This window comes from Hahella ganghwensis DSM 17046 (assembly GCF_000376785.1).
Lineage (GTDB): Bacteria > Pseudomonadota > Gammaproteobacteria > Pseudomonadales > Oleiphilaceae > Hahella > Hahella ganghwensis.
Map to the genome: position 1 here is coordinate 62,261 of NZ_AQXX01000122.1, position 16,639 is coordinate 78,899.

Annotated in this window: 15 protein-coding genes and 1 pseudogene; 11 read left to right on the forward strand and 5 right to left on the reverse strand. The window is 48.9% G+C overall.

The features are described from left to right. Nucleotides 1–23: 23 nt before the first annotated feature. On the reverse strand, nt 24–788 hold the full coding sequence (locus tag F566_RS0116830) for a type II secretion system protein N (RefSeq protein WP_020408186.1): 765 nt from the start codon (nt 786–788) through the stop codon (nt 24–26). Between the two features lie 465 nt (nt 789–1,253). Here F566_RS0116830 and gspE point away from each other — a divergent pair, with 465 nt between their 5' ends. From gspE to gorA, 11 genes are all read left to right on the forward strand, one after another. Beyond that, nucleotides 1,254–2,822, forward strand: a complete 1,569-nt coding sequence (gspE, locus tag F566_RS0116835; protein ID WP_020408187.1) for a type II secretion system ATPase GspE — start codon at nt 1,254–1,256, stop codon at nt 2,820–2,822. A gap of 50 nt (nt 2,823–2,872) precedes the next feature. After that, on the forward strand, nt 2,873–4,087 hold the full coding sequence (gene gspF, locus F566_RS0116840; RefSeq protein WP_020408188.1) for a type II secretion system inner membrane protein GspF: 1,215 nt from the start codon (nt 2,873–2,875) through the stop codon (nt 4,085–4,087). Nucleotides 4,088–4,157: 70 nt separating this feature from the next. Then, nucleotides 4,158–4,628, forward strand: coding sequence for a type II secretion system major pseudopilin GspG (gene gspG / locus F566_RS0116845; protein ID WP_020408189.1), 471 nt, complete (start codon nt 4,158–4,160; stop codon nt 4,626–4,628). Nucleotides 4,629–4,667: 39 nt separating this feature from the next. Beyond that, nucleotides 4,668–5,210, forward strand: a complete 543-nt coding sequence (gspH, locus tag F566_RS0116850) for a type II secretion system minor pseudopilin GspH (protein ID WP_020408190.1) — start codon at nt 4,668–4,670, stop codon at nt 5,208–5,210. Beyond that, entirely contained in the window at nt 5,200–5,574 is a 375-nt protein-coding gene (gene gspI / locus F566_RS0116855; RefSeq protein WP_020408191.1) for a type II secretion system minor pseudopilin GspI, read from the forward strand. Before gspH ends, gspI begins: the two co-directional genes overlap by 11 nt. Further along, a complete protein-coding gene (gene gspJ, locus F566_RS0116860; protein WP_020408192.1) occupies nt 5,574–6,458 on the forward strand; it encodes a type II secretion system minor pseudopilin GspJ in 885 nt (294 codons plus the stop codon). Before gspI ends, gspJ begins: the two co-directional genes overlap by 1 nt. A gap of 51 nt (nt 6,459–6,509) precedes the next feature. After that, nucleotides 6,510–7,499: a type II secretion system minor pseudopilin GspK gene (gene gspK / locus F566_RS0116865; RefSeq protein WP_020408193.1), complete on the forward strand. Its 990-nt coding sequence runs from the start codon at nt 6,510–6,512 to the stop codon at nt 7,497–7,499. A 63-nt stretch (nt 7,500–7,562) separates the two neighbouring features. Next, on the forward strand, nt 7,563–8,834 hold the full coding sequence (gene gspL, locus F566_RS0116870) for a type II secretion system protein GspL (RefSeq protein ID WP_020408194.1): 1,272 nt from the start codon (nt 7,563–7,565) through the stop codon (nt 8,832–8,834). A 13-nt stretch (nt 8,835–8,847) separates the two neighbouring features. Beyond that, complete coding sequence (gene gspM / locus F566_RS0116875; protein WP_245555265.1) at nt 8,848–9,354, forward strand: type II secretion system protein GspM; 507 nt, start codon at nt 8,848–8,850, stop codon at nt 9,352–9,354. A gap of 189 nt (nt 9,355–9,543) precedes the next feature. Beyond that, the gene (locus F566_RS0116880; RefSeq protein ID WP_020408196.1) at nt 9,544–10,176 is read left to right on the forward strand and encodes a GNAT family N-acetyltransferase; all 633 of its coding nucleotides are present in this window, start codon (nt 9,544–9,546) and stop codon (nt 10,174–10,176) included. 76 nt (nt 10,177–10,252) lie between these two features. Then, nucleotides 10,253–11,593 (forward strand): glutathione-disulfide reductase, encoded by a 1,341-nt coding sequence (gorA, locus tag F566_RS0116885; RefSeq protein ID WP_020408197.1) that lies wholly within the window; start codon nt 10,253–10,255, stop codon nt 11,591–11,593. A gap of 53 nt (nt 11,594–11,646) precedes the next feature. On the opposite strand, the gene F566_RS0116890 is transcribed toward gorA, so the two are convergent. The 4 genes and pseudogenes from F566_RS0116890 to F566_RS38360 form a co-directional block, all read right to left on the reverse strand. Further along, nucleotides 11,647–13,587, reverse strand: a complete 1,941-nt coding sequence (locus tag F566_RS0116890; RefSeq protein WP_020408198.1) for a response regulator — start codon at nt 13,585–13,587, stop codon at nt 11,647–11,649. Beyond that, complete coding sequence (locus tag F566_RS0116895) at nt 13,584–14,528, reverse strand: ABC transporter substrate-binding protein (RefSeq protein ID WP_020408199.1); 945 nt, start codon at nt 14,526–14,528, stop codon at nt 13,584–13,586. Before F566_RS0116895 ends, F566_RS0116890 begins: the two co-directional genes overlap by 4 nt. 17 nt (nt 14,529–14,545) lie before the next feature. Beyond that, complete coding sequence (locus F566_RS0116900; RefSeq protein ID WP_245555266.1) at nt 14,546–16,468, reverse strand: TonB-dependent receptor plug domain-containing protein; 1,923 nt, start codon at nt 16,466–16,468, stop codon at nt 14,546–14,548. Then, nucleotides 16,464–16,571 (reverse strand): annotated as a pseudogene (locus tag F566_RS38360) (hypothetical protein); the annotation flags it as partial. The gene F566_RS0116900 and the pseudogene F566_RS38360, both read right to left, overlap by 5 nt. Nucleotides 16,572–16,639 lie beyond the last annotated feature (68 nt).

A 16,639-nucleotide genomic window follows, 5' to 3' on the forward strand; every position in this document is an offset into this window, starting at 1 on the left:
AGGTAACGCTGTCTTTGGTACGGTTATCCGTTGTTTTGTTGTCGTATCTGTTCTCTGAGTTGCTGTAGTCGATTACGGATTTCTTCCCGACGTTGTTCGTCCATCCCATCCAACGCGGGTTGGGCATTAACGGGTGGTTGGGTGAAGTCTATAGGATCGGGCTGTCCACTATAATCCGGTTCAGCATATTGTGGTTCCGGGTACTCCGGCTCAACATATTGCGGCTCTGGATATTCGGGCTCTTCGAAAGGCGGCTCGGAATAGTTGTCTCCCGAATCCCGGGAGCTGTCGTACACTTCAAAGGCTGAATTGTCGTATTCCACCGGGAAGAAGAGGTTTTCAAGCTTACCGCGACGGTCGATGACCACTCGGTTCGCGTAAACCGAGTGCAGAGTGGCATTTCCTGGCATGTCGTCACCAATCCTGAAAAACTCAGTCTGGCGGTCAGGGCCTTCGACTAGTGCGCCTCCAATCGAATCTTCTTCCGTGGCGGACACTCCCCGCAGAGTCAGTTTGAGATTGGTTTCAGGGAGATCTTCGGTTGCCTGAACCTCAGGTTCTGTCTTTTCAATCTTGCGGCCAAACAGATTAAGTGCCACGAGTGAGGAAATCGGGCGTTCTTTTTGAGCGGAAGCGACCTGAGAACTTTTGACTGATACTTCCTTGTCGAGGGTTTGATAGTCACGCCAGAAGGCATAAGCACGCAAGCCGATAAGTGCGGCTGCCATAACGACGATCAATAAAGTGGCAATCCGGGGCAGTGATTGTTGTAATGCTTCCTGGTTCACAATTAGTCCATATTCTTCAGGTAATACATAACCGACGGGTTACGAGTGTTGCTTGAGGCGGACTCATTTTGCCCGATTCCTGTTAAAAATAAAGAGATCCTTTGAGAGAATAATCATAAAAAGGGAAAATATCAGCATGCCATGTTGTGATCTTGCAGCATTAACCGGGCGATATAGGGGATAATTACAGGATCTTCATGGGGTACCATTACCGCTAATAGTGATATTTGCGCGACAATAAAGGAAGCAGCCTTATGGATGATTTGTATGTACATCGTTCAGATTATGCCGAAAACCCACTGTATATTACAGTAAGTTAAGGTCGTCCGTTATGTGTTGAACATGCTGGAATCATCTGAAAACTTGAAGTAGATTGCATACCCTGACTCGGTATCAACTCTGGCACAATGCCAGAGCCGGAGCACACAAACACTGAACTCAAACAAATCGAAAGAAATCCGAACAATGAACAGTACTCAGGTCATAGACACGGAAGACAGTATTCCTACTCTGGAGGAGACTGAGGCGCAAGCTCAGCCTATGGAGGGATCACGCGATCACGCGTTATATCGGATTCCTTTTTCATTTGCCAAACGCCACGGAGTCTTTGTCGCCCAGCCGGATGCTGAGCATCATCAGGTGGTGTACTTCAAAAGAACCCTGAAACCGCAGATTTTTGCGGAGGTTAACCGTTTTGTCCGGGGGCAGTGTGAGTTTCGGCAGATAGATGATGCCCAGTTCGACGAGGAAATCACCAAGGCGTACCAAAATGATTCTGCTGAAGCCATGCAGATGGTAGAAGGTCTTGGGGATGATATGGACTTGGCCTCATTGGCGGATTCTGTTCCAGAAACTGAAGATTTGATGGAGCAGGAGGATGATGCCCCCATTATCCGATTGATTAATGCGATTTTGACCGAGGCGGTGAAAACCAACGCCTCAGATATTCATATCGAAACCTTTGAAAAGGATCTGGTGGTTCGTTTCAGGGTGGACGGGGTTCTCAGAGAAGTCGTCAAACCGAAAAGAGCTTTGGCACCATTGCTGGTGTCCCGGATCAAGGTTATGGCCAGGCTGGATATCGCAGAAAAACGTATTCCTCAGGACGGACGTATTTCACTGCGGGTTGGCGGTAAAGAGGTTGATATTCGTGTATCCACCATGCCGTCTGCCAATGGCGAACGTATAGTATTGCGTTTGCTGGATAAGCAGGCCGGTCGTCTGAAGCTCGAAAAACTGGGGATGAATCCCCGTGATCTTAAACTGATCAAAAAGCTCATTCATAAGCCTCATGGCATTATATTGGTCACGGGACCTACAGGTTCCGGTAAAACCACCAGTCTTTATGCGGGACTGTCTGACATTAATGACCGCAGTCGGAATATCCTGACGGTTGAGGATCCAATCGAATACAATCTCCCCGGAATCGGTCAGACACAGGTCAATACCAAGGTGGACATGACGTTCGCCAGAGGGCTGCGTGCCATTCTGCGTCAGGATCCCGACGTGGTGATGATCGGTGAGATTCGTGACATCGAAACCGCAGAGATTGCTGTTCAGGCCAGTTTGACAGGCCACTTGGTATTGTCCACTCTGCACACCAACAGCGCGGTAGGTGCGGTAACCCGTTTGATCGATATGGGAGTGGAACCCTTCCTGATATCTTCCAGTATGATCGGTGTCGTCGCTCAGCGACTGGTCAGGGTATTGTGCCCAAGCTGCAAAGAGTCGTACAAGCCGGACCAGGAAGTATGTGAGTTCCTTGACGTCGATCCTAACCATCCACCGGATGTCTATCATGCCGACGGTTGCCAGGATTGTAATTACACCGGTTACCGGGGACGGGTAGGTATCTACGAAGTGATTGAAGTCGATGAAGGCTTCCGTCATTTGATTCACAAGCAGGCGGGCGAAATGGAACTGGAAGCCGACGCTCGCAAACGGGGTCCCAGCATTCATGCCGATGGTGTGAGGAAAATTCTTGACGGCGTGACGTCCGTTGAAGAAGTGGTACGTGTAACCCACAAGGAATAGCGTGTTACCGGCAGGGAAGTACACAGAATTCAGTTTGACAGAACTCATCCATGGCAGCATTTGATTACAAGGCCCTTGATGCAAAGGGCAAGGCGGTAAAAGGTGTCTGGGAAGCGGACAGTCCAAGGCAGGTGCGGCAGCAGTTGCGGGAAAAAGGCTGGACGCCACTGGAAGTTGAAATCGCCTCGGAAAAACAGTCCAAAGCGGCTGGCAAAACCACCCGTAAAGGCCGGCTGAGTGCGAGCGAGCTCGCACTGGTAACCCGGCAGCTTTCCACGCTGATCCAGTCAGGTATTCCGATAGAGGAGGCTCTGGGGGCTGTGGCTTCACAGAGTGAAAAAGCCAAAGTACGAAGCATGATGGTGGCCGTCAGAGCGAAAGTGCTTGAAGGTTTTACGCTGGCGGACAGTTTTGGTGAGTTCCCAAGTGCCTTTCCGGAATTGTACAGGTCTACGGTATCTGCCGGTGAGCATGCCGGTCACCTGGATCTGGTATTGACTCGTCTGGCGGACTACACCGAACAGCGACAACAGAGTCGGCAGAAAATTCAGTTGGCGGCCATCTATCCCATTACTCTCAGTATTGTCGCCATATCGATCGTCGGTTTTTTGCTGGGATACGTTGTGCCGGACATCATCAAGGTGTTTGTTAATAACGGCCAGGAGCTGCCATTTCTAACCAAGGTAATTTTGGCCATGAGTGACTGGGTAGCCAGTTACGGATTGATCATGGTGGGACTGATTTTTGCCGGAGCTATCGGTTTCAGATATGCCATGACCAAGCAGGCATTCAAGATACAGGTACATCATAAGCTGCTGCATATGCCGTTCATCTCCAAAATGTCCCGAGGAATCAATACTGCACGCTTTGCCAGCACACTGAGTATCTTGAACAACAGTGGCGTTCCTCTAGTGGATGCCATGAGAATATCGGGCGAGGTGCTGGGGAATCAGTACCTGAAAGCCAGAGTGGCAGAAGCTGCCCAGAAAGTGAAAGAAGGTGGCAGCCTGTATAAGTCACTGGAGCAGACAGGCTATTTTCCACCGATGATGATTCACATGATCGCCAGTGGTGAGGCCAGTGGGGAATTGGCCGATATGCTGGAACGAACTGCAATGAGCCAGGAAAGTGATCTGCAGAGTAAAGTGGCGACGCTGATCGGTCTGTTCGAGCCTTTTATGCTTCTGTTGATGGGAGGCGTGGTACTGATCATTGTTATGGCTATTATGCTGCCAATTCTAAGCATGAGTAATCTGGTTGGTTAGCACCAAGAAACAGTGCCGAACCAGAGCAAGGATTTATAACGATAAACTGTTCAGAATCGAGAGGATTTAAATGAACAAGCAATTACGGAAGCAAACGGGGAAATTGACTTCTGCTAAAGCCGGCGTGGCGGGCTTTACGCTGATTGAGATCATGGTGGTACTGGTTATCCTGGGGATGCTGGTGGCAGCAATAGCTCCGCAGATTCTCGGCCGTACTGATCAGGCAAAAGTCACTGTTGCTCAACAGGATGTGAGAACCCTGTCCCAGGCATTGGACTTATATAAGCTGGACAACTACAGCTACCCAAGTACTGAGCAGGGGCTGGATGCATTGGTCAGCAAGCCATCTGGTTTCCCGGAAGCAAAGAATTGGAATCCGGACGGCTATATCAAGCGTTTGCCCAAAGATCCCTGGGATCGTGACTACGTGTATATCAGCCCAGGGGTAAAAGGACCCTACGATGTCTACTCCCAGGGTGCTGACGGTCAGGACGGCGGTGAAGGCTATAATGCTGACATCGGCAACTGGAACGTCGAGTAATCCGAGTAGAGTAAATAGGCCAGTAGTGAAGTAGCCGCTATGGATAAAGGGAATTTCTCAGTATCACAAAGGGGATTTACTCTTATTGAGATACTGGTCGTTATGCTGATTATCGGGATGGTCGTCAGCATGGCCACGCTTGTCGTTAGCGGCAATAAAGAACATCGGATGCTGGAGAATGAATCCCGGAAATTACTGGCCATTCTGCAACTCACACAGGAAGAGGCGGTATTTCAGAATATCGAGATCGGTGTTCGGATAGATGATGAAGGTTATGAGTTTCGCTCTTTGAACGAAGAGGAGCTTAAGTGGGAGGAGTTGCCACAGGATTTTCTGAAGACAAGGACCTTTCCTGAGTGGCTTGAACTGGATTATGGCGATCTCACCAAGGAATACAAACTCAAGCAGGACAAGCAGTCCAGCAAACCCGCCTTTATGCCCCAGATCATGTTCTTATCCAGTGGTGAAAGTACGCCTTTCAAACTGACATTGAAATTTCAGCAAGGGGATGATTTTCAGTATTCATTGGAATCTGACGGGTTAAATGGCATCACGTTGGTGGAGCCTCAAGATGATGAGTGATCAGCGAGGATTTACATTGCTGGAAGTGCTGGTGGCTCTGTTGATATTTGCTATCAGCGCCACGGCATTGATGAGCGGCATGTCCCAGATACTCCATCAGCAGGCTCGTCTGGAGGAAAAGACTTTCGGTAATTGGATCGCGGAAAACCGAGTCAATGAGGTTCTGATTATGAATCAATTTCCTGATGCTGGTGAGAAAAAGGAAGACATCGACTATGCCCATCGTCGCTGGCAAATCTCAGAGAAGGTCATCAACACCCCCAACCCCCTAATGCGCAGGCTGGAGGTCAGTGTCAGCCTTTATATGTCCGATAACGTCATGAAGCCGGTGACCACCGTGACCAGCTTTATAGGAGCGCCGTGATGAGGCCCCACAGGGACGCAACGCTTATTGATAAAAAGTCTCTTTGTCATGAGGCTTCTGAGGCAGTCCATACTCAGGGTATGCGCCGCATGCCCTATGATGCTTTGGAGACTAAACACTCCGATTATCCTACAGCGATCAGAAAAGCTGCGGGGGGATTTACCCTGCTGGAAATCCTGATTGCCATCACGATTACTGCCATGTTGGGTACCGGGGCATTTTATTTGCTTAGTCAGGGGATCAGAACAAAGGATTCAACAGAAGCCCGAGGCGAGATTCTTGAAGAGCTTCAAAAAAGTCAGCGGATTATTGAATACGATTTCAGTCAGGCGGTTCCGAGAAGTATCAGAGGGGAGTATGGCGATCAGTTTTACGCGTTCAGCAACCTGAATGCGCTTACACTGGTGGAGTTCACCCGTACGGGGTGGAGAGACCCCAAATCTTTGCTGGCCCTGATGGATGAAGACGCTGAGGTCGTGCCAAGGAGCCAGTTACAGCGCGTTAGCTATGAAATGGAAGAGGATGATCTCTATCGTGTGTTCTGGGATGTACTGGATCGGGCTCAGGACAGCAAACCTTACCGTCAGATGGTAATGGAGGATGTCGAAGAGATTAGGTTGCGCTTTTTGGACAATGATAACGAGTGGGCCGAGCAGTGGCCGCCTCAGGAGCAGTTGGTTAATTCTGAGTCTGATCCATACCACTCTCTGCCGAAGGCGGTTGAACTGGAATTCACCCACAAGACTTTCGGGAAAGTCAGAAGGCTGTATCAAATCTCAGGATCGTCTATCCCTGCTGCTGAGGCAGCAGATGAGAATGGCTCAGATAAAAAGGATCCTGATGATAATGGCGGTGGTGATCCCCCTGATACTAAACGGAAGTGAGAAGAAGTAATGCGACCTTGCGAAACCAGTAACAGAAGCCGGCAATCGGGCATGGCCGCTTTGATTATTATATTTGTTGTCGCGCTGGTGTCGCTTTTGGTGACTGGAATGTATTCGGAGCACTATATAGATATCCGGCGCACCTCGAATATTCTCGGTCAGGATCAGGGGCAACAGTACAGTATCGCCGCTGAGACCTATGCACGGGTGATTCTCAAGCAGGACTGGGATAATGACCAAAAAGACAAGGCTCTGGTTGATCATGAATATGACATGGAGGATGAGCCATGGGGACAATATGCGATACAGATTCCCATAGATACCAATGTCGGTATTCAGGGGCAGGTTGACGACCTCACCGGCAGGTTCAATATCAACAGTCTGGTGACCAATAAAGACGATGCAAGTTTGGTCAGCAAAGTGGCTGTGGAAAGATTTCAGCGACTGCTGGAGAGTCTGGATGAAATCAATCCGGATCTGAGCGTGGAAAAGTTTGTTGACTGGATAGATCTCGATGATCAGATCTATCAACTTAAAGGGGCGGAGGATGAAACCTACCTCCTAATGGATCCACCCTATAGAACAGCTAACACGTATTTCAATGATATATCGGAATTATGGTTGATTGACGGGATGACCAAAGAGACATTCCAGGAATTAAAAGAACTGGTAGTGGTTCTGCCCAATCCAACGGACGCGATTAACATCAACACGGCCAAGGCCAAGGTGTTAAGGGCCTATATTCCGGATCTGACTCAATCTGAGGCTGAGGATATTATCAGTCAACGTGAAGAGCAGAAGGGGTTCAAATCCGTAGAGGATTTTCTGACACTGGAGTCACTGGCAGGAAAAAAGCTGCCCAATGCAGACTTCAAGGTCAACTCCGAATACTTTGAAGTTCATGTTAAATCGGTATTTAATGATCGGATCACACGGCTTGTATCCATAATACACAGGGATTCCGAAGGGAAGACCACCGTGCTCCGGCGAGACTTTGGAAAAAAGGAAGAGGTGACCAAGCAGGTTTATGTGCCTGAATAGGCACAATTGGAAACATTGAATGAACGCTGTCTGGTTTGCCCAATTTAAATAAATAGAACTTATATGACTATTAAGCTTTTTATTCGCCCCATTCCTCCCGTAGCCGATCAGCCGGAAAGCCTCGAGTGGGCTTTGTATTCGTTCGGAGGAGAACGAATAGGTACCGGTAAAGCCACTGGAGAAGAACTCAGAGATATCGTTTCTCAGCACGCATTGGAAGATGTCTGGGTTCACTTTATCGTTCCTGCCAGTGATTTCAGCTTTTGTGTGGCGAATATTCCTGCCAAGCAAAGTCGTTATGTGCGCCAGGCGTTACCCTATGCCATCGAGGAAAATGTTGCCGAGGATATTGAGTCCATGCACTTGGTGCTGGGCGAAAAGTTATCCCGCGAGGAATATCCGGTACTGTTAATCAGCAACAAGAGAATGCAGGAGTGGTATGACCTCTCAACCGGTTATGGATTTCCTCTATATGGCATTTTTGTTGATGCACAGATGGCAGCAGCTGAAGATGCTGCCATTACAGTGGTATTCGATGGCAGCGATGTTCTGATCTATGAGAAAGGTCAGACGGTGTTAAGAATGCATCACGGTAACTTACCGCCGTTTCTGGAACTTAGAGGCCAGACCTCGGAAGAGGAACTAACATTAAAGGTCCTCGTGGGGGAGAGTGAGAAGGAGAAGCATCAGGTTCTTCTGGCGCAACTGGAGCATATCGACCAGATCGTTCCTTCAATTGAAACTTTTGAGCTGTCGACCTTTGAGTTGTTGTGTGAGTCCTACTTCGCCAATCAGAATCTGGATAATGTCTGCCAGGGCGACTTTGCTCCTAATACACAGAAATCTTCCTCAGGCATTAGACGTTGGTGGCCTGTCGCAGCTGTAGCTACAGCATGGTTTGTAATTCAGATCGGATTTGACCTGACTCAGGCGTATATTTATCAGAATCAGGCTGAGGAATACCGTTCTCAGACAGTGGCTTTGTATAAGAGAATGTTTCCGGGTGAAAGAACGGTATCAAATCCCAAACGGCAACTCGAAGGGAAACTGGCTAATGCGGCAAACAGTCAATCCGGAGCGGGGTTCCTGGGCCTGTTAGGGGAGGCCGGTTACCAGATCTCACTGCAACCGCAGAAATCCAATATGGCATTCAACAATCTCCAGTTCAGTGAACAAAGAGGTGAGCTGGCGATCGAAGTCAGGGCGCCCAGTCTGGATGATCTGGATCGTTATAAGCAGGCATTGGTTCAACAGGGATATGAAGTCGGCATCGGCTCAGCTATTCGCGAGCAGGGATATGTGCGTGGCAAGTTGACGATTAGGGGAGGTTCCTGAGATGGGGCAGTTATTGAAAAAATTTCCAGCTTTGGCCAAAGCTTCGACGTGGTTTTACAGTTTGCCTTCCAGGGACCAGGCTTCATTAAAGTGGTTGGCTCTGGCGGCTGGTCTGTTTCTGATCTATATGCTGATTTGGGTGCCGGTACAGTCCAACCTGGATAGTGCTAAAGCCGCAGCGGACCAGAATTACAGGGATTTGGTATGGATGAAGGAGAATGAAGGTAAAGCACGAGCCATTGCCAAAAACCAGAGTTCCCGGCCAAAAGCAGATCTGAGCGGACAGTCGTTACTGTCTACGATCAGTTCATCCGCACAAAGATTTAAGATCGAGTTACAAAGATTCGAGCCTCGTGGAGATGACAAAGTGAACGTTTGGCTTGATAAGGTGTCTTTTAATCAGATGATGTTATGGGTCGGCGATCTGGAATCGAAGTTCGGCGTTAAAGCTGAGCAGGTGAATATTGATAAGAGCGACCAGCCCGGTGAGGTAAAGGCGAGGCTTTCCTTAACGATCTAAACGCATTAATATCAGGACAATTGTCACCTTTAGACTTAGGTCGTAAGCGGCCGGTTCGCAGGTTGATAATTCAGTAGGAGATAGTTTCCCAGAATTATTGGTGCAGCCAATTCAAAAACTGTACAGAGCTTAGAGGGATTATAAGCCGTTAAATTATAAAAATAATATTTTATATTCAGGAGACAAAGTATGATTGGGGAAATCGTGAATGAAACCCAACTGGTAAAGCTGGACCGTAGTGCGTTGTCTGAAGCCAAATCCATTTTGTTTCACGCCTATCGCCACGAACCCACTTTCCAGTACTTGTTTGATTCGTCACGAGCGGGCTACGATCAGAGAGTCCGCGCCACAATCAGGGAAGGATTGGAGCTGCATTTTGCGCACGAGCAGGAAGCCATCGGCCTGGTCGATGGCGAAACCCTCTCGGCGGTGGCATTTATCAGCAGTCCGGAAGCCCGATTCAGTCTGGCCGATCAGTTCAACTGGCGGGTGCGAATGATGTTGACTGCAGGCCTCTCATCCACCAAGCGATTTATGGACTATCATGAACAGGTTCATGCCTGTCTTCCTGAAGATACCCATCATCATTTACCATTCATCGGAGTTCATCCGAAATATCAGGGACGAGGATACGGACGTTCACTGATGAAAGTTGTTGAAGGAATTTGTAAACAGAGCCCGAAGTCATCAGGTATTGGACTGGATACGGGAAATGCCCGTTATATCAGGTTTTACCAGACACTGGGCTTTAAAAAAGTAGGTGAGGTTCGCCTGGGCAACATTACCGAAGCAGTACTCTTCAAAACCTGTCTCCAGAGGTAGTTTTTGAGGATTTAGCTGAAGAAGAGGTAGGTGAAGATCTGCCTGCGTTGTTAGCGGCGCCAAAGAGAGTCTTAATATGTATGATTTGATTGTCATCGGAGCTGGCTCCGGGGGGGTTCGTTGCGCCCGAATGTCAGCGCAGAAAGGTGCCAAGGTTGCGATTATAGAAGAACGTTTTTACGGCGGCACCTGTGTTAACGTTGGGTGTGTCCCGAAAAAACTGTTTGTGTATGCCTCTCACTATGGTGAGGATTTTCATGATGCCCGGAGATTCGGTTGGGATGTGAGATCCTCTCAGTTCGACTGGCCTACGCTGGTGGAAAATAAGAATGCCGAAATTTCCCGACTTAACGGTATTTACGAAAACCTGTTAAAGAACTCCGGCGTTACTATCTATAATGGCCGGGGACGCTTGACCTCTCCAAACACCGTAGAGGTCAATGGCGAAACCCTGCAAACAAAAAATATACTGATTGCTACAGGCAGCTATCCTTTCAAACCTGATTTTCCCGGCAGCGAACATGCATTGATCTCTGATCACATGTTTTATCTGGATTCTCTGCCGAGTCATGCTGTAGTGGTAGGTGGAGGTTATATCGCTGTTGAGTTTGCCGGAATTCTGGCCGGGCTTGGTGTGTCCACTCATCTGATCTATCGTGGCGCCAGTCTGTTGAAGCGTTTTGATGTGGATGTCCGTAATCACCTGGCTGAAGAGCTCGAAAGAAAAGGCATTCAGGTTCATTTGTCGAATAACATCGAATCAATGGAGAAGCTCTCGGAGAAAGAGTTTCGCTTGAAGCTGAGTTCAGGTGATGAGTTGTCTACCGGGTTGGTCTTGTACGCTACCGGTAGGAAGCCTCTAACCCATGATCTTGGTCTGGAAAAAGCCGGTGTAACCCTGGGGCCTGAGGGAGAGGTGCAGGTCAACGAGCATTATCAGTCCAATATCCCCAACATATATGCTGTCGGCGATGTAATAAATCGCATGCAGTTGACCCCGGTGGCTTTGGCGGAAGGGATGTATGTTTCCAGCCAGCTATTTGGTGGAGAACCTGTCCCAGTGGATTATGAGCGTATTCCAACGGCCGTGTTCTCTCAACCGAGCGTTGCCACCGTGGGCCCTACTGAGGAAGACGCTCGAGTTCAGTATCCTGATTTGAAGGTGTTTCGTTCATCCTTCCGGGCGTTGAAAAATACCGTAAGCGGTAATCAGGAAAGGACTATGATGAAGCTTATGGTTGATGGCGCCACTGATAAAGTAGTTGCCGCTCACATGGTGGGGCCGGAGGCGGCTGAGATCGTTCAAGGTATTGCTGTGGCGATCAGAGCAGGCGCGACCAAGCAGATATTTGATACAACCATTGGGATCCACCCATCAAGTGCTGAAGAGTTTGTCACCATGAGAGAGCCTGTGTAAAGCCAGAAGGCTGATTAAACCTCAAGTCTGTAGAGCGGAAGGTCGGAAGCATCTCATTGTATGGGGTTGTTTTCCGGCTTGGGTTTATCGAGCCAGGTTTTAATACAGGCTTCCAACTGGTCTTTCTTGATGGGTTTGGCAAGATAGTCATTCATTCCAGCTTCAATGCACTGCTCGGTAACGCCGTCCATGGCATTGGCCGTGATGGCGATGATCGGAGTGGCATCTACACAGTGTGAATTCTTCTCAAAGCGTCGAATAGCCCGGGTTGCCTGGAAGCCGTCCATCACCGGCATCTGACAATCCATAAATATCAGATCGTAGCGGTTGGATTTAAAGCGCTTCAAAGCTTCTTCCCCGTTTTGGGCCAGCTCGGTTTCCAAGCCGAGCTTCTTTAACATGGCGGCCGCAACTTTCTGGTTAACCAGGTTATCTTCCACAACCAGCGCTCTGCCGCGGTTTTTTTGTTGCGTAATACTATAGCCTGAATCAGGTGAGAAGTGGCTCTGCCTGTAGTGAAGCTCAAGGCTGAAAGTAAACAGGCTGCCTTTCTCAAGCTCACTTTCCACGTCGATTCGTCCCTGCAGGAGCTCAAGAATTCTCTTGGCAATGGATAAGCCCAGGCCGGTACCCCCATAGCGACGGGAAGAGGTCTGGTCCGCCTGGGAAAATGAACTGAACATATGTTTTTGTTGCTCTCGGGCTATCCCGATCCCGCTGTCTTCGATACTGCAGGTGAACAGCAGTTTATTGGGGCCCTGTTCAGTCCAGGTTGCCTGGAGTCGGATGTAGCCTTGCTCAGTAAACTTGATGGCGTTATTGAAAATATTCGCCAGGACCTGCCTGATTCTCCCTGGATCTGAAGTGACAAGAGCGTTTTGTAGATGGCCGACAAAGACTTCTTCGTAATGAAGACCTTTTTCTTCCAGCTTCGGGCGTAGCGAATTGACCGTGTCCTGTATCAGGTTTTTCAGATTGAATTCAATCAGGTCAATGGACAGCCGTCCCCTTTCCATTTTCGAATAATCGAGAATATCATCGATGACGTTGATCAATTGTTCGGTTGAGCGTTCGGCAATATTGGTAAATTCATTCTGTTCGTTGTTGAGTGGTGTTTCCTTCAACAGTTGCAGCATACCCAGTACACCGTTGATCGGCGTACGTAATTCGTGACTCATAATGGCCAGGAATTCACTCTTGGCCCGGCTTGCCGCCTCAGCCTCTATACGCGCCTTTTCTGTTTCTATGATGTGCTTTTGATGTTCTTTTCTAGCGTTGTCCAGTTCCAGTGCGAGCCGGTTGATACTGTCCCTGAGTTGGGATAACTCATGACCTTTGATTTTCGGTACACGGGTTTCAAAATCCCCGTCTTTGATCTGCTCCACCTGAAGAGTCAGTATCTCAATCGGATCTGCAATGCTGCGAGCCATATTTCTGACGACCAGAAAGGTCAGGACAAAAAGCAGCAGGGCGACAGCGCCGGAACTGAAAAGAATGCGGTTCTGCCCCTCAATGATGGACTGCTCGTTGAGGGAGACTTCCACCCGCCCAACGGTAATGGGTCTTGATCTTCTGCGGCTGTCATCGATGAAGCTGGAGAAGGAGTCCTCGGGAAGCTCAATTTTGGTCTGGTTAATATCGGCAGATAAAATGATCAGTGAATCCTGATCTTCATCAAAGCCTCGTCCTCTGGCGTCAGCCAATGGGTCGCCCAACATATCAATGACACGAATCCGGTGAACAATATCCGAATCCGCCACTTTGGAGATTAACTCCCGTAAAGCTCTTTGATTTCCGGAAATCACGTTGTATTCGGCACTGATCGCCAATTGGTCCGCAATCAACTGGCCTCGCTGTATCAAATCAGTCTTGGTTTCTGTCAATCGGGCGGATGTAAAGAAGAACAGCAGACATATAAACATCAGCCCGCTCGGAATCAATCCGAGAAACAGGGATTTCTTGTATATGCTCCATTGCCGGGTAGGCTTACTCATGGTTGAGCCTCGAGTAACATTAGTTTTGACTGCAACGCGTCCGCGTCAGGCACGACCAGATTCAGGGAGCGGGCAACTTGCCGGTTAACCGCGACATCAAAGTACTTGGCGAATGCCGGATCGGGAACGTTGTTTGTATTTATGTAGACATTGATCATTTCCACAGCCTGATGGGCGTAATCGGCTGCAGTGGAGTAGGACGTGGCAAGGCCGCCAGCGTTGACGAAGGCAAGCGAAGGTCCAATCAACACTTTGTTATGCCGGTAAGCGGTCAAGAGAATCTGTCTAATTTGCCGGCCGTTGTATATGCCGAAATCCGGCGTGCCCAGAATATAATCGTTTTTTTCTAGCGCGCTGTTCAACAGCCGTGGAAGTTCATCTTGGCTACTAAGTTGAAAGATATGGAAAGACTGGCCGGCAGCACTCATAGTTGGGAGTGAGAGAGGTTGCGAGGCCAGAATAGCGGCTCGGGTCACTCCTGGCAGCAACAATCTGGCTAGTTCTGCCTGTCGCTGTACAGGGGCATCCAGATAGATGCCGGTAAGATTGATGGCAGGCAATTTTGCCTTCAGGTCGTCAAGACGTTCTTTGGTAACGAAAAGCGCGAATATCAGGTTTTCAGAGGTATCTGAACAGAACTGAGAAAGCATTTTCTCGCCAAGGCATATGACAATAGATGTGTCAGGTGTTGTTGATACTGGTGGGTGTCCGGCAACCCGGGTGAGATGCCAGTCATTTGGACTCACGTCTTCGAAGCTCTTTACAAAGGTTTCGGCAACCTGGTTTTCTTTCGGGCTGACGACGTAGACACGAACAGCGCTAGCGGCCTGACTGCTGATAATTGAAGTCAAAGTGAATATCAGGCTCAGCATCATAGAAAAACTGAAATGAAATTTCTTCTGAATGGTGTTGTGGAGTATGCTTGGCAACAACGGTGTCATCCTTGATTCCTGCCGCATCAGAACTTCATCCCCACACCCACATATAAGTGGTTGCGGTCGTCGAGGCGATTATTGCTGTACATGAACGGATCAGTGTTGGGGTAGTGTTCCAGTTTGACGGTAAGATCCATTTCGACGCCGTGATACAGCCTTTCGTAAGACAGCACGACATCATATCGTTGATAGTCATACTCAGCCAGCTGATCCGCGACATAATACACGAGGCTGCTTCTCAGGTTTCTATTAAAGCGGTGTGTCCAGGATAAACTCCCTGAGTTCTGCGCAGATAAGCGGGATTCGATATCATACAGTCTGGAAACCGTAAAAGAAGTGTATTCCGATAAAAAGTCGGCGGTGCCGGTATATTCAGCATCCTGGTCCATATACGCATAGGTCAATCGGAAAGTATCGCTGGGAATAGGTGTGATACTGGTTTCAAGCTCAATTCCCCGTTGTTCTATATGGAGATTATTCTCCGGCTCGAAGGAGAAGTATTGCAGTGGAGCACTTATTAAATCCCAGAGTGAGTCGTCAAATAACTTGATGTCGGCTTCCCAGCCCAGCATGGGATAGTTCAGGTAATAGCCGATTTCTCTGGAGACGATTTTTTCGTTGTCCAGTCCTCCAGGAGACATGGTCTTAAACGTCGTAGCTTCAGTCTCACCGTTGAGCGTTGGATTCAGCTCTGTGGCGGTAAAGCTCCAGTTGACTGATTGTTCGTAAGTGTCTGGTGTCCTGATGGCATGCGAGATAATTGCACGAATGGTTTGATGCTCATTGACGTGGTAGTAAACCGCTGCCCGTGGGGAAACATAGCTTCCATTGGCATTGTCATCTTCCGCCATGGCTCCGATGTTAAAGCCCCAGGTCGCCTCAAGTTGATATTCAAGATTAAAGAACAGCCTCTTCAGATAATTGCCATCACCGCCGCCAAAATAGGTTTGGGAGGTATATTGGTCTTTGCGCAGGCTTAAACCCGAAACCAGACGGAGTTGGTTGTTGAAGCGATAGGTATCCTGAAACTCAAGATCCGTTCTGGTTTCCTCGATATCCAGGTTGATACGCCCGCACACTTCCGCATCACTGCCATAGGAAATCGCTTCCTGGATAGCCGCTGCGGCCAGCATGTCGTCTTCCAGAGAGCCAAGTTCTGTGCTTTTCCCACTACCAATAGCATCAAAAACCGTATTGAAAAAGTTGGTGTTGCCACTGATCAATGCGCCGATCAGTGCGCTGTTATAGCGTTGATTCTGACTGGCCAATTGAGTCAGATTGTCACTGAAAAGAATAGGGCTGTTGCAATTAATCCAGTCCTGCTTTCTGATCCTTCTTTGAATATATCCCTGAACATGGAAAAAATGATCCGGATTGATTTCGTGTTGCCACTTGACCGAGGCATAACGATCCCGCTGATCACTGGTTGGCGCCGTTGTCTGGCCATCACCTTCGTCCGGATGGTACTGATGACTCCCATTCAATAATCCGAACTGGAAGTTAATGTGGTCTGCCGAAGACAGGACCAGATTGCCGTAAAAGTTGAATCCGTCCAGATCATGACTGTCGATAAAAGGTGAGCCCTCTGAACGTCGGTCATAGCCGTCATCTTTTTTGCCATTGACGGAAAGTCGATAGTTAAAGGTCTCCGTACCGTTGCCATAGGCGCCATAATAGCGATTGTATCCGTTACTCCCGTCCCAGTAGGAAGCAGTAGTGCCGTGGGTGTCGTAAGGATGTCTGGTGATGATATTCACGATGGCCAGGAATGAGTTTGCCCCGTACGCTGCAGCATTCGGGCCGCGGCTGATCTCGATCCGGGCAATATCTTCCAGCGCTACCGGAATGTTCTGCCAATCCACATTGGCCAGGTTGGGTGGGGTGATAAACGGAACGGCCGTCCACCAGAACCTGAAGTCGTCTTTGCTCATTGGCATTGGTGCCATGGTAGCTGACCGTGGGAACATTGGAGGATACGGAACCTACGGTCATTCCCGGCACCAGACGGAAAGCGTCATGCAGATTGCGAATGCCGTACTCCTTCAGCATGGTATCGGTAATGATGGTTACTGTGGCCGGAACCTCTGATCGAGGCTGCTTCAATCTGGCCGGTGTAA

What these genes read in the sequence shown, in the direction of transcription:
- F566_RS0116880 (WP_020408196.1), top strand. Translation starts at nt 9,544, where the DNA reads ATGATTGGGGAAATCGTGAATGAAACCCAACTGGTAAAGCTGGACCGT.
- gspI (WP_020408191.1), top strand. Translation starts at nt 5,200, where the DNA reads ATGATGAGTGATCAGCGAGGATTTACATTGCTGGAAGTGCTGGTGGCT.
- F566_RS0116890 (WP_020408198.1), bottom strand. Translation starts at nt 13,587, where the DNA reads ATGAGTAAGCCTACCCGGCAATGGAGCATATACAAGAAATCCCTGTTT.
- gspF (WP_020408188.1), top strand. Translation starts at nt 2,873, where the DNA reads ATGGCAGCATTTGATTACAAGGCCCTTGATGCAAAGGGCAAGGCGGTA.
- gspJ (WP_020408192.1), top strand. Translation starts at nt 5,574, where the DNA reads ATGAGGCCCCACAGGGACGCAACGCTTATTGATAAAAAGTCTCTTTGT.
- F566_RS0116895 (WP_020408199.1), bottom strand. Translation starts at nt 14,528, where the DNA reads ATGACACCGTTGTTGCCAAGCATACTCCACAACACCATTCAGAAGAAA.
- F566_RS0116900 (WP_245555266.1), bottom strand. Translation starts at nt 16,468, where the DNA reads ATGGCACCAATGCCAATGAGCAAAGACGACTTCAGGTTCTGGTGGACG.
- gspK (WP_020408193.1), top strand. Translation starts at nt 6,510, where the DNA reads ATGGCCGCTTTGATTATTATATTTGTTGTCGCGCTGGTGTCGCTTTTG.
- gspH (WP_020408190.1), top strand. Translation starts at nt 4,668, where the DNA reads ATGGATAAAGGGAATTTCTCAGTATCACAAAGGGGATTTACTCTTATT.
- gorA (WP_020408197.1), top strand. Translation starts at nt 10,253, where the DNA reads ATGTATGATTTGATTGTCATCGGAGCTGGCTCCGGGGGGGTTCGTTGC.
- gspG (WP_020408189.1), top strand. Translation starts at nt 4,158, where the DNA reads ATGAACAAGCAATTACGGAAGCAAACGGGGAAATTGACTTCTGCTAAA.
- gspL (WP_020408194.1), top strand. Translation starts at nt 7,563, where the DNA reads ATGACTATTAAGCTTTTTATTCGCCCCATTCCTCCCGTAGCCGATCAG.
- gspE (WP_020408187.1), top strand. Translation starts at nt 1,254, where the DNA reads ATGAACAGTACTCAGGTCATAGACACGGAAGACAGTATTCCTACTCTG.